The sequence below is a fragment of the Pseudoalteromonas sp. LC2018020214 genome (genome assembly GCF_016598755.1).
Lineage (GTDB): Bacteria > Pseudomonadota > Gammaproteobacteria > Enterobacterales > Alteromonadaceae > Pseudoalteromonas > Pseudoalteromonas distincta.
The window spans coordinates 467798-480270 of the sequence record NZ_CP066804.1 but is presented as its reverse complement, the minus strand read 5'-3'; the positions used below and the strand labels follow the sequence as shown (position 1 = coordinate 480270).

12 protein-coding genes are annotated in these 12473 nt (G+C 40.1%); all 12 read right to left on the bottom strand.

What is annotated here, in order from left to right:
• Position 1: 1 nt before the first annotated feature.
• The 12 genes from JG479_RS02135 to JG479_RS02080 all read right to left on the bottom strand — a co-directional run bounded on the left by JG479_RS02135 (position 2) and on the right by JG479_RS02080 (position 12473).
• The gene (locus JG479_RS02135; RefSeq protein ID WP_200219838.1) at positions 2 to 571 is read right to left on the bottom strand and encodes a Maf family protein; all 570 of its coding nucleotides are present in this window, start codon (positions 569 to 571) and stop codon (positions 2 to 4) included.
• The gene (gene mreD, locus JG479_RS02130) at positions 571 to 1050 is read right to left on the bottom strand and encodes a rod shape-determining protein MreD (protein WP_002958403.1); all 480 of its coding nucleotides are present in this window, start codon (positions 1048 to 1050) and stop codon (positions 571 to 573) included. Before mreD ends, JG479_RS02135 begins: the two co-directional genes overlap by 1 nt.
• The gene (gene mreC, locus JG479_RS02125) at positions 1043 to 1885 is read right to left on the bottom strand and encodes a rod shape-determining protein MreC (RefSeq protein ID WP_173400216.1); all 843 of its coding nucleotides are present in this window, start codon (positions 1883 to 1885) and stop codon (positions 1043 to 1045) included. Before mreC ends, mreD begins: the two co-directional genes overlap by 8 nt.
• Positions 1885 to 2928, bottom strand: a complete 1044-nt coding sequence (locus tag JG479_RS02120; protein WP_002958401.1) for a rod shape-determining protein — start codon at positions 2926 to 2928, stop codon at positions 1885 to 1887. The genes mreC and JG479_RS02120 overlap by 1 nt, the downstream gene beginning before the upstream one ends.
• 133 nt (positions 2929 to 3061) lie before the next feature.
• A complete protein-coding gene (locus JG479_RS02115; RefSeq protein ID WP_039485749.1) occupies positions 3062 to 5110 on the bottom strand; it encodes an SUMF1/EgtB/PvdO family nonheme iron enzyme in 2049 nt (682 codons plus the stop codon).
• 121 nt (positions 5111 to 5231) lie between these two features.
• Positions 5232 to 8972, bottom strand: coding sequence for an H-type lectin domain-containing protein (locus tag JG479_RS02110; protein ID WP_200219837.1), 3741 nt, complete (start codon positions 8970 to 8972; stop codon positions 5232 to 5234).
• Positions 8969 to 9460 carry an agglutinin biogenesis protein MshP gene (locus JG479_RS02105; RefSeq protein WP_200219836.1) on the bottom strand — a complete coding sequence of 164 codons (492 nt, stop codon included), beginning with the start codon at positions 9458 to 9460 and terminating at the stop codon, positions 8969 to 8971. The genes JG479_RS02110 and JG479_RS02105 overlap by 4 nt, the downstream gene beginning before the upstream one ends.
• Positions 9450 to 10292: a PulJ/GspJ family protein gene (locus JG479_RS02100; protein WP_200219835.1), complete on the bottom strand. Its 843-nt coding sequence runs from the start codon at positions 10290 to 10292 to the stop codon at positions 9450 to 9452. Before JG479_RS02100 ends, JG479_RS02105 begins: the two co-directional genes overlap by 11 nt.
• A complete protein-coding gene (locus tag JG479_RS02095) occupies positions 10292 to 10831 on the bottom strand; it encodes a type IV pilus modification PilV family protein (protein ID WP_200219834.1) in 540 nt (179 codons plus the stop codon). The genes JG479_RS02100 and JG479_RS02095 overlap by 1 nt, the downstream gene beginning before the upstream one ends.
• On the bottom strand, positions 10818 to 11285 hold the full coding sequence (locus JG479_RS02090) for a type II secretion system protein (RefSeq protein ID WP_234047865.1): 468 nt from the start codon (positions 11283 to 11285) through the stop codon (positions 10818 to 10820). Before JG479_RS02090 ends, JG479_RS02095 begins: the two co-directional genes overlap by 14 nt.
• 32 nt (positions 11286 to 11317) lie before the next feature.
• The gene (locus JG479_RS02085) at positions 11318 to 11866 is read right to left on the bottom strand and encodes a prepilin-type N-terminal cleavage/methylation domain-containing protein (RefSeq protein WP_200219833.1); all 549 of its coding nucleotides are present in this window, start codon (positions 11864 to 11866) and stop codon (positions 11318 to 11320) included.
• Positions 11867 to 11888: 22 nt separating this feature from the next.
• A complete protein-coding gene (locus JG479_RS02080) occupies positions 11889 to 12473 on the bottom strand; it encodes a pilus assembly FimT family protein (RefSeq protein ID WP_200219832.1) in 585 nt (194 codons plus the stop codon).

Genomic DNA, 12473 nt, shown 5'->3' with positions numbered 1-12473 from the left:
GTTACCTTCTTAAGAATGTTTTTAATAATTGTTCGGTTTCATATAAAGGTAAGCCTACAACAGAAAAATAGCTACCCGCAATGTGAGTTACAAAGCGACCACCTAAACCTTGGATACCGTAGCCACCGGCTTTATCTTGTGGCTCACCTGACTCCCAATAAGTATTAATTTCTTCATCTGTTAAGGTTTTAAAAGTAACATCTGTGCTTACAACACAGCTAAGCACATCATTTTGCGTCGCAAATGCAACTGCGGTAAGAACTTGATGCGTGTTACCCGATAGGCGTTTTAACGTGTGTGTAAAATCATTCTTATCGCGAGGTTTACCCAATGACTCGTTGTCTATAACAACCACGGTATCACTACCAAGTACAGGGCGATCGGTATATCCAAGCTCTACACCGCTTTGGGCTTTCAAGCGCGCTAAACGCTCAACAAGTGCTCTAGGTTGCTCGTTTGAAAGTGGGCTTTCATCTGCATCAACACTAAATTGTGTAAATTCGACACCTAATTGGCTTAATAACTCTTTACGACGGGGAGAGGCTGATGCCAAATATACTGCGGTAGTCATTACCTGATCCTAAAATGTCTGCGATATTTACGAAGTAGTAAAAAGACCCAAAACCAGCTAACCATTCCGGTTGCTACTGGCCATAAGTACTGTGGATTAAAATAAACCCCTAACAAAAAGTGATTTAGCCAAAACTGCATTAAGTGATACAGCGTTAAAAATAAACCAATTAGTAGGCTTTGTTGCCAAAGCGAAAAGTTACGAATTTTTTGAAAGTTGCTCGCGGTTACAAAAATACATACCGAGAATGTAAGCGAGTTCACGCCCAGAGGTGAGCCAGACGCTAAATCTATTAATAAACCAACAACCCAAGCAGTACCAATATTTAAACGATGCGGTACTGCTAGCGACCAATACATAAGTACAAGTAAAACCCAGTCAGGTCTAAATGGTTCAAACGAAAATGGAAGTGGCATTAGTGCCATTATTAACGCAAAAAAGATGCTTAGCGCAATTAACAATGAATAACGGTTAATCATCGCTGATTTGCTCCTGTTGATTACGCCATAAAATAACCAGCAAACGAATGCGATCTAGTTGCGCAATAGGTTCTGCAAAAACTTGTGCAAACGGTCGGCCTTCATCACGATTTATTTCAGTTACTACTGCCACCGGGTATCCTTCGGGGAATGTGCCCCCTAAACCCGATGTAACAAGTACATCGCCAATTCGCACATCTAAACTATGTGGAACGTGAGAGAGCTTAACGACGTTAATTTTACCTATGCCTTCAACAACCGTTCGTACATCGTTACGAAGTATACGCACAGGTGTGGCATGTGTGGTGTCGGTCATTAGTAGCACGCGTGAAGTTGTTGAACCAACCTTTGTAAGCTGCCCTACTACACCCATTTCATCAATTACAGCTTGGCCTTCACTAAGCCCGTCAGTTGTACCACGGTTAATAACAACCTGATGACTATACGGGTTTGAATGTACAGAAAGTACTTGAGCAATAATTTTACGATTTGATTGCTTTGCAGATGAGCCTAATAAGGCGCGCAGTTTTTGATTTTCTCTGGCTAGAAATTGATACTGCTGAAGTTGCTCGCTTTGTAGCATTTGCTTTTTTTTCAGCGCTTCGTTTTCGGTAAGAAGTTGATCCCGCGTATGCAGGCTTTTAGCACTTAAGCTAAATAATTCGTAGGGTAAATTAGCAACATAGATTAGTGGGCTAACTAGAGTATTAAGGCTGGTACGAACAACGGTACCACCTTGCGTATATCTGTCTCCAACTATGAGTACGATACTCAAAAGCACTGCGACAAAAAGTCGCAGTTGCAAAGAGACTGTGCGTCCAAACATTAATTTCATTAGTCGTAACTAAAAACGTCACCACCATGAACATCGATCATTTCTAATGCTTTACCACCACCACGCGCAACACACGTAAGTGGATCATCAGCTACAACAACCGGAATACCCGTTTCTTCCATTAATAAACGGTCTAAATCTTTTAACAATGCACCACCGCCAGTAAGTACCATGCCGTGCGCAGAGATATCTGATGCCAGCTCTGGTGGTGATTGCTCAAGCGCAACCATTACTGCACTCACAATACCCATTAACGGCTCTTGTAGAGCTTCTAGGATTTCGTGTGAGTTAAGCGTGAATGAACGCGGAACACCTTCGGCAAGGTTACGACCGCGCACTTCAATTTCGATTGGCTCATCAGTTTTGAACGCAGAGCCAATTTGATGTTTAATATTTTCAGCTGTCGCTTCACCAATTAAGCTACCAAAGTTACGGCGTACATAATTAATAATAGCTTCGTCAAACTTATCACCACCAATACGAACAGATGATGAGTAAACAACACCGTTAAGTGAAATAATAGCCACTTCAGTTGTACCACCACCAATATCAACAACCATAGAACCTGTTGCTTCTGATACTGGTAAACCTGCACCAATAGCTGCTGCCATTGGTTCTTCAATTAAGTAAACTTCACGAGCACCAGCACCCATTGCAGATTCACGTATTGCACGCTTTTCTACTTGAGTAGCACCACACGGTACACAAATTAGTACACGCGGGCTTGGGCGCATAAAGTTGTTGTTATGCACTTGCTTAATGAAGTGTTGTAACATTTTTTCAGTTACATAAAAATCAGCAATTACACCGTCTTTCATTGGACGGATTGCTTTAATATTTCCCGGTGTACGACCTAGCATTTGTTTTGCTTCTGTACCTACAGATGCAACACTTTTAGGTCCACCAGCGCGTTCTTGGCGAATAGCAACAACAGAAGGTTCGTTTAATACAATACCTTCTTCTTTTACATAAATTAGGGTATTGGCTGTACCCAAGTCGATCGATAGATCGTTAGAAAAAATACCACGGAGTTTTTTAAACATGAGGCTGGATGACCTTTGAAATACGTTCTTATATTAGCTGCCTCACTTTAACATGCTCAACTATATGAGCAATATAAAGCGCAGCGCCTTTGTGAATTTGTGAAAAAAGGAAGCAAAGCTTCCTTAATTGAGTTTATCGTTCGCGAACTAAGCGAAAACCAATGTAGTTAGATCTAAAATCAGGCGCTAAAATTAAACGCGTAGATGCACGAGCAAGACTTGGTGCAAAATTCCACGCTCCGCCTCTTACTGCTACATCAGACTCACCTGATTCTTTATCGGTCCATTCCCATACATTGCCTACGGTATCGTATAATCCAAATGCATTTGGAGAAAAAGAACCTACTGGTGATGCACGTCTATTTGACCATTCACTACCACACCAACCACAGTTAGCTAGGTTTTTACCAATTTCGTTACCCCAAGGGTATTCTGTTTCGGTTCCTGCACGTGCTGCGTATTCCCACTCAACTTCGTTAGGTAAACGAAATTGCTGCCCTGTTTGACCCGATAACCACTCAGCGTAAGCTTTTGCATCGTTATAAGTTAAACATACAGCAGGAAAGTCACTGCCTTGCTCAAAACCAGGATTACGCCAATTTAAATTTGCTTCCCATACTGGTTCGCCATTTAAATAATACGCACACCCTTTATTTTTTTCCGCTTGAGTTTTATAACCTGTATTTGCTACAAATTTTTCGTAGGCACCTACGGTTACTTCTTTACTTTGCATAGCGAAAGAATTTGCTATTACTTTTTCAATTACTGGACGTTCATTAGCTAAACCATTGCCATTGATATCGCCCATTTTAAATTTGCCTGCAGGAATAACGACAACCGGCGTTTCAACGTTTGCATTTAATACATTAACGTTTTCATTAACCTGGCGTGTTGTTACTTCTGGTTGCTCTCGAGTATAGGTCGGTGCAGCAATCGACTTAGGCTTTTTTACCAAATTTGCATTAATTGTTTGTGCTTTATTCAAATCAACACGAACTTGATAAGGCTTATAGCCAAGTTTACGGATTTCAATGTTGTGAATACCCGGCGGTAAACGTGTGATCAAGCGTGTTGAGCCAAAGCTTACACCATCGATAAACACTTCATCGTCGTATACGTTTGATCGTAATGTCAGCTCTATTGATTGATCCTTCTTCTTATTAAGGATAGAAGGGTAATCTTTTTTCACCGATGCAGGTTTAACTGAATAATCACGTACTGGCTGCTTTTCTAAACGAGAAACCGATACCGTGTTGCTATTATCCGCGCTATTACTGAATGTTAACTGACTATCAGTAAATGTATTGTTATACGCGGGTTGATAAGCAGCAGTAAGTGGCGTGCCGTACTCAGAACAATAACGGTTATCAATGCTTAATAAGCTACATAAACGGCTACTGTTTACTTCGCCGCGCATGGTTACGCTTAAGTTAACGTTGTAGTTACCTTGGCCGCTAAATGCACTGTTAACTACATGGCTACTTAATATTTGTACTTGAGCGCCCGCCAAATTACGTTTTGGCTCAACAATGCGCTCTTCTGTTAAGTTTGCAAATATTTGATCTACAAAGCGTTTAGTTGCTTTTTGTAGCCCCATTTGCTGACCGCGTTGCTCACACGCTGCTAGCGTTTCTGTTCGCTTACAGTTAATCGTATGGTTAACTTCAAGCGTGCCTTCACGTGTAAACTCGTTACGTAAACGCTCTACTCTGGCTGTAGTTAACTGCTCTTTTAAACTTTCTAAAGTATTTAAAAGCGTATGCTTAGCAACACGAATTTGCTCTATATCTTTACGGTGGGATGCAATTGCCGCCAACTGCATAGAAATATCATCTTTGTTTTGCTTATGATCAATCACCGCTTTTTGATAGCGTGATTGAGCCGCACTAATATTAATAGTGGGATCGTCAATTAAACGACGGTACATTTCGTTCATCGCATCGAGCGCTTGGTTTTTTTCTTTATCTAGCTCTGTAGAACGAGAACGAAGTAGCTCTAGTTGATTTTGTAACTGACTTTCTTCTTTAAGATGTTTTTCAAGTATTCTTGTCGAGTTATCGTATTCTGTCTGTTTAACACTAATCTCTGACTCAATTCCAGTTACTGTAGCTGTGTCTTGTGCAAATGCACTACTAGCTAACAAACTAGCTGAAATTAACAGAGATAAAGGAGTAATTCGCATATATTCCAGTCCCAAAAAGCGGCAATTATTTGGTCGTTATTATTTTTTATAATTAAAGCCTTATGCTATGTACTTGCAGCACAAAACACAAGCTTTGTTCAATTATTATCTTAGTTTACAACTATTCGCGTGTTTCACGCCAGTAAATAACCCGATCATTTCCTCGAAAGCGTCCAAATTGTAAAATAGTACGAGGATCAAGCTGTGTTTCATCCCCCTGCCAATCCCACTTTAACCAATCATAAGTATTATATTCTAAGGTAAATTCACCAAAACCATTTGGCTGTGCATAAATACCATTGTTTGCCGGATACACTCCCGCCTCTAACTGGCCAGATACACCCGTTCCATATTCATAGGCTAACTGCGGGCTGTTAGGTGATATTTGAGTGATTTGGGTATGATCAAATACACTACAGTTATCTTCTGCGTTATTTACAAATCCACTGCCGTTGTAATACTGAGCCTGCATAGGAATAAGTAAAGGGTCGAGATCGGAGCCTGCGTTATTACCAAGGACTAAGCGTCCAAATTTAAACTCTATTGGTAATGTATTTAGTCGTACGCTATTACAGCCACCCGAGCATGCTGCTTGTGTATTAGGTTTATCATTTGCGTCAATGAGCGTTGCTCCTTCTATGTTAGAAAGCGTTGCCATTAAACTCACCATAGCAAACGGTCCATCTGCTTGCCCTACACCTAATCTTTGAAGTGTGGTGTTTATTTGGCTCATTTGCCATTGGCCGTCGCTTATATCTCCCCAGTTATTACTCCCTAGGTTTACTAAGCGGCTAGCAAAATTAGTTGCGGGTACATAGTTGGCTACTTCATTATTTTCGGCATTAATGGCTACACTGGACTTATCAAAGCCCTCTTTATAATTAGCCATTAGCTCACCATTTTGATTTAGTGCTTGTACTGTAAAGCCAAGTTCAAAAGGTTGATCAAGGTAAGTTAAATTACTGCCGTATTGCGTGCATTGTGCGGCAGCTTGAACCCCCACTACCTGAAACTGCGAAGGTGCAAAACGACCAACGTTATATAATTCACCTTTTACATCTCCCGCGCCAAAGTAATCGGCATCTTGAAGACCTGCTGTTAAATCAATGATGCCAACTTGGTCGTAATTATACTGCGATATAGATTCACTCAAACTGCCTGTGTCACTAAAGACAACAGTGCTCATCGCTTCAAGCGTACCTTGAACGCCTGGCGTAGGCGCTTTAAGTAATGCCTCTACAAGCGGTTGCTCTGTAATAAAATGCTTGGCAATGGTATTATTTGTAATATTGCTGTAGTTATCTGGGTAACCATCGTTGTTAGTGTCTTGACCTGTTTGCCATTGCACCGCATTCATTTTTAAATCGAATGCTTCGCCCGTTAGTCTAAATAAACTCCCATCAGCGTCTGCTGCATAACCATCACTTGCAACTTCCATCGCTAATCCAAATGGCTTTACAACATACTCATTTGAACTACCCGTTAGATTTACTGATAAATTAGTGACTGGGTCTAAAATTAAATTGGTATTTACATTTAAACTCAACTTTCCTGCGTCGGGATAATTTATAACAATCGGGGCTTTAGACTCACTATCAAAGTTTAGTATGAACGATTTAGAAGCTTGCTCTACCGCAAAGGTATTATTGTTGTTGCTAAGTGAAACCGTATCAGAGCAACTTGCACCCGCGCTGCATGTATACGATAAATCTAAGCTTACATCGCCACCAGCAGGAAATGCAGCTTCGCATACGCCCGTAGTGGTATTAGTTTTTACCGCTTGAATAGATAGCTCTTTTGCATTAAATCCAGTATTTGAAGGCTTTGCTGATAACTGAGTAGGAATGGTAGTATTTACATCTGTATCATTATTAAAAATAAATCCGGCATCAGAAAATGTAACTTTACAGCCGCTTAATCCAACATTATTACCTGCAATATAACAACGCAGAGGGGCAGAAGGCTCTGCAGTGTTATATCCAAATGTAACACTGCCTGTGGTGCGTTTAGCAAATTCGACAACCGCTGATCCTGTAAAATTAATATTCTCTCCTGTAACCCAGCTTTGTTGCCCACTATTATCTGGAGAAAGGTTTAAACTAGACGGCTCAGCAAATAATAAATCGCAGGCATCATTAGCGCAGGCTGTGAGTGTCATCTCTTTAGCTTCACACGTTAGAGCATTGTTATCGCTTATTGTTAAACGATAATGATCTAGGGTTTGTGGTGTATAAATACCACAAAAACCAGGGATACTTTCGGGTACTGGTAGAGCGTCAAACGTTGAGCTCCCTTCGGTAATAATTTGAGTAGCCGATGTAATTGACCCCTGATACGTTACATTTTGTGCGATTCTTACCTCACCAGTGGCAACAATATAGGCCGCAATATTGGCATCGGCTGCAATAGCAATCGCACCATCAACATAAATCGCTAAATACGCGCCAGTTTCGACCACTATCTTTGTTTTACCGATATTCAAAAATGAAGTTGATAATAGTGAGGTTGTGTCTTTTAAAAAAATACGTGTAGGCGCTGTTACTCTGTACTCTGTTTCCAGCATACTTAACTGCAACTCATCGTAAAAATAGTCGCCAGCTAAAGAAGTAGGTACGGGCCCTGTTGAGCTACCATCGTTTGTAACCGTTGGCACCTGCGCTGCTTGATTTGGCTCTAAAGAGTTATAGCCACCAGCAACACACGCCTGACCATTACACAAAGGAGGGCTCGTCAGCGCTGTAGAAATTAAGTTTGTAGTGGTGACAAACTGCGCATTGCCATCTGTTATTTCTACCCCCTGAACTAACTGCACCTCACCATTGTTATAGGTAGAAATAGCGCCAGGGAACAAGGTATCACAATCTAAAATATCACCGTTAAATACAAAGGTACTGGTCATGGCGAGTATTGATGCTTCCTCGTTTACGTGACGGCGCTCGTTATCGCCATCACGATCTTCGTCAACAACAAGCCCTAGCCTGTCAGTCCTTAGGTTACAGCTACGTAGCCATCCGCCATCATCTTCTTGGCGTGAGTTTTTACTTGCTACAACTAACGGAGCAACACTAAAATTATTAGTAAAACTAAAGTAATTACAGCCATTGCTCCAGCCGTCGACTTCAAAGCCGGTAAAAAAGGTTTCCCATGATACCTCAACGCCATTATCGTCAGAAAATGTGCGATTACTTCCAGGCTCTACAGCCATATAAGCAACAGTTTCGGTTTTTATAACCCCAAGTGCTGTTTCAGATGCTTCTAAAGCAATATTAACGCCGCTGGCAGATAGAGAATTACTTTCTACTGCAACTGTTAAAAATGGTATTAATGCTTGCGTTGGTGGATTGCTGTCTATGCTATTGAGTGTTTGTAATGAATGGAAAAAGTTTGGCCTTTGAGTAAACGGTTCAGCAAATGTCAGTGATTTATATCCCTTAGGTGTCAGTGGAGCAAAACCAGATTTAGAGCCATACTGTAATTCGAGCAATAGATCAGTATTACCTACTTCCATAATTGTGCCGTCTGGAAATTGATGCACACCATACTCAACAGCTAAATAGTGCGCCCCCATACTAATATGTCCACCATCCTCTCCTGAAGGTTCAAGCGGTAAGGCCTCAAAGCTAGTTGTGGTTATATTACGTATTCTTATTATTGCAGGGTTTCCGCCTTGGTTTGTTGAGAGCATAAAAACAGCAGGAGGCGTTATATATTGCTGTTGAAAATTAACTTTTGTCCAAACAGGCGATGTATATGTATCTTGCAGTTCTATATAACGGCCCTCGATTTTTGGAGGCACTGCATTTGCGTAATTACAAAGTAACACGCAGCTAAAAAATATAATGACCAATGCGTTTTTCATCATGGTAAAGTTTTAGCCTCCACACTGAGCGTTCTTTGTGTTTGCCAATAATCTTTTCTGCAGCTACTCCCTGCAGGGCAATCAATTGCGGCGCACGTTGCACTGCTTTGTAAGTAATATATATTCACAAGCCCGTTTGTTGTACTGCTATCAGGTAAGTCTATATATTCATCGCAACTCACCACTACTTTACAGTTAGCTAAATATGCAGTTTGGAAGGTTAAATCAGTAGTAACTGATGTACAGCTTTTAACTGAGCTATTTATTGGAAATAGTTGTGTTAAGCCACTTTCTAATCCACTTTGCGCCGCCATAAAAGCGCGAGCGCCGTAATACTCAATGGTATTTTGTTGAGATGCACCAGAAAGCACTTTAACTAATGCTAATCCTAGTGCTAATAAAACAACAATAATAACCAAAGAAACTATTATTAAGTTTCCTTTTTGCTTACTGGGTAAGGCTTTTCCGTGAAGGTTTTTTTTAAGGTACATTAGGAATATGTACCTCATGGTTAAAGCTCATTACTTCAGTATTGTTAAATTGCATTTGCGCATTCACATTAAGCACTGCGTTTCTTTGTAAAGAAAGCGCATCAAGAGTAAAAAATAAATCGCTCGCTAAATTGTTAGCAATGTAAATACCTAATAAATCACGTTTAACACCACTGCTTATTTGTAAGCTCACGGCATCTAATTGATTAACAGTAAAACCGTAATTGGTATATCTATATAAATACTGCCCTTCAACGCAAAAACTTACAGGTTGAGAGAGTAAATAAAGGCGCTTACTTGGCGACTCTTGGGCAAACGCTTTACTGAATTGCCACTCATCAATTGCACTAGTGGCGGAGCTATTAAATACTGATATTTTTAAACGCTTATTATTATTATCATCGTATATATCAGCGCTGCTTAACGGGTAAATAGTTGCCCAATCTCCAGCTTGCGACTGCGTTAAATTATTAAGTTCAAAATCGACAGCGCTAACATTAAAAGGCGCTACAGTTGGTAAGTAATTTGTATAGTGAGTGGCCGATAAAAACGGCGTAAACTCTAAGCACTGCTGAGCACCACATGCTCCGCTAGTACTGTTATCGCAAGAAAGCCTTAATGAATTTGGTGTGGCGTGGCGAAGTTCTTTACTAAGTCGCGTTATTAAAAAGCGGGCCTGGGCTACAGCTTCTTGGCGTTCAACCCCTTGCGAATAAATACTGACTCCAGCACCAATAAACGAAAATGCACTTACGGCTAAAATACCAATAATAACCATAACAAGTAATAGCTCTATAAGGGTAAATGCATTTTGATATTTGGCTCTTTGCATTAGTAATTCCCTTTATATGCACTAAATCCGTAAACTTCGCCTAAGGGTGATGTTACTTCTATAGTAATACGCTTAAAGGTTGTGCCATCGTTAATAGTCAATTCGTTAAAGTCGCTATCGTACTGGACTGTAATAACTAAGTTAAAGTCACTGTATTGGCTTAACACCTCACCTAGGCTATTAGTAATAGGCTGGTTAGACAGTGCAATATAGTCATCTACATCGTTATAACTGGTTCTGGTTTCTGAGTTATCTACTCCTAAGTCAGCAGGTGCGGTACAAGCCTCAGCACCTATAGATATTTCGCCACACCGCTTAAAAGGAGAGCTTCTGTCACTGTGTTCATCAAATGATTTACTTTGAATTTCGTTCATTAGTGATTGACCAAATTCAGAGGCTCTTAAAGCCACAATCGGCTCTGCACTTTTTTTGGCTTGTGGGGCAATTAAAGCTGTAATAATGCTCAATGCAATCGCAAACATGACTATGCCAATAATAAGCTCAATTAAGGTAAAACCTTTTACTTTAAGGGCAAGCATATATTAGCCCTTCTCCACTTATGCATACACCAGCTAATCCAACATCGATTCGACATTGCGTAGTGCAGGTTTGATTTGATTTGCCTAATGGATCAAAACTAATTTGGGTAAATATATTCGCGTTACTATCTAAAGCACTAAATGTTATATCACTTCTTTGTGTGTCTATTTGCACCACTAAATGATCGGTGTTGTTTACATCAGCGCCACCGTTACATGTATCAGGTGTGGGGGGAGCAATAAGTGTGGAGGTTATATAAAGGGTATGGCAACTTGTTGTTGCTGTGTTTTGCATTGCACGTAGCTGCACTGTCCTAAGTGCATTTAAAGTACGGTCTCGATACGAATAGGCGTCTTCTGTTGAGCTGCCCAGAAATTTGGGAACTGCCGTTACCGACAGTATTCCCAATATCACTAGAGTAATAATTAACTCAATGAGTGTGAAGCCACGCAATCGTTGCCTACTACTGCTTATCATTTATGTAATTAACAGCCCGTAGTAACAAGTGTAATCACTGGAGGAGTTACAACTACAGGGCCTGTCGTCGCAGTAGCTTGCTTATAATCAATACGGCAATCATCTCCTTTTACATAACTGTTAGGGTAAATGATTAAAGTACCATCGGTTGCTGAATCATCTAGATTAAAATCCGCAGAATCATCAGTAGCGAAACTAACATCTAAAAATGCTTCAAAGGCTTCTTCGGTTGCTGCAGGGTACCCATAAACGGTAGGCACACCAACATCAATCTCACCACCACTAGCGTCAGTATCAGTACCTAAAACAACTGTAGCTGTTGCCTTTTTGTGATCACTAGCAATAATAGATTTACCATTCACAATATTCATACCACTGCGAATAGAGCCCTGTAAGCCTTCAAGTGTTGAAGCATTGGCATCACCTTGCAAGTTTAAAAAGCGAGGTGCTGCGGTAACAGCTAAAATGCCTAAAATAACAATTACGATGATCAATTCAACAAGTGTAAAACCTGCTTGTTTATTTATTGGTAAACTTTTTAACGATTGCGTTTTCATAAATAAGCCTCTTTTTAATTACTTAGTTTTTAAATATTTTTACTTTGCCTGTTTTAGCAAAGTATGAAAAACCTGTTAGACCTGATATTTCCCCTGTATTGGTAGGTATACTTTTAACATCAATGGTGTGAGTTAAATAATAGACGCATTGCGAATTTTCTGCATTGTACCTAACTAAAAAACTTACACTTTTTATTATCGATAATTCATTACTTAATGTACTACTGGGTGCATCTTGTAAAATTATATTTAAAACTTGGCGGCATTTATTCGCATTTATAACTTCTGCACGAGTATCTTTTTTTTCTGTTTCATCGCTTGTTGGTGTACCTAACGTCCCATCAACACCAACTATTACCCCTGCATAGTTAACAAATGTTTTGTTTGACCTGCTGTTTGGCCTACCTTCTAACTCCCATTGTCCTCTAACCATGCCAACAGCTGATGAGAAACTACCTGCTATAGCGTCAACGCTTGCATTATGCGCTTGATTTTTAATACCTATATATTGAGGTATAGCAAAGCTCAAAATTACTGCCAGTAAAATAACAACAATAACTAACTCAAATAATGAAAAACCTTTTGAGTAACTTATTGTTGTGTTCAC

Bases quoted from the DNA above. Each gene is read 5' to 3' on its own strand.
- JG479_RS02110 (WP_200219837.1), bottom strand. From the start codon at position 8,972: ATGATGAAAAACGCATTGGTCATTATATTTTTTAGCTGCGTGTTACTT.
- JG479_RS02115 (WP_039485749.1), bottom strand. From the start codon at position 5,110: ATGCGAATTACTCCTTTATCTCTGTTAATTTCAGCTAGTTTGTTAGCT.
- JG479_RS02095 (WP_200219834.1), bottom strand. From the start codon at position 10,831: ATGCTTGCCCTTAAAGTAAAAGGTTTTACCTTAATTGAGCTTATTATT.
- JG479_RS02100 (WP_200219835.1), bottom strand. From the start codon at position 10,292: ATGCAAAGAGCCAAATATCAAAATGCATTTACCCTTATAGAGCTATTA.
- JG479_RS02120 (WP_002958401.1), bottom strand. From the start codon at position 2,928: ATGTTTAAAAAACTCCGTGGTATTTTTTCTAACGATCTATCGATCGAC.
- JG479_RS02105 (WP_200219836.1), bottom strand. From the start codon at position 9,460: ATGTACCTTAAAAAAAACCTTCACGGAAAAGCCTTACCCAGTAAGCAA.
- JG479_RS02085 (WP_200219833.1), bottom strand. From the start codon at position 11,866: ATGAAAACGCAATCGTTAAAAAGTTTACCAATAAATAAACAAGCAGGT.
- mreD (WP_002958403.1), bottom strand. From the start codon at position 1,050: ATGATTAACCGTTATTCATTGTTAATTGCGCTAAGCATCTTTTTTGCG.
- JG479_RS02135 (WP_200219838.1), bottom strand. From the start codon at position 571: ATGACTACCGCAGTATATTTGGCATCAGCCTCTCCCCGTCGTAAAGAG.
- mreC (WP_173400216.1), bottom strand. From the start codon at position 1,885: ATGAAATTAATGTTTGGACGCACAGTCTCTTTGCAACTGCGACTTTTT.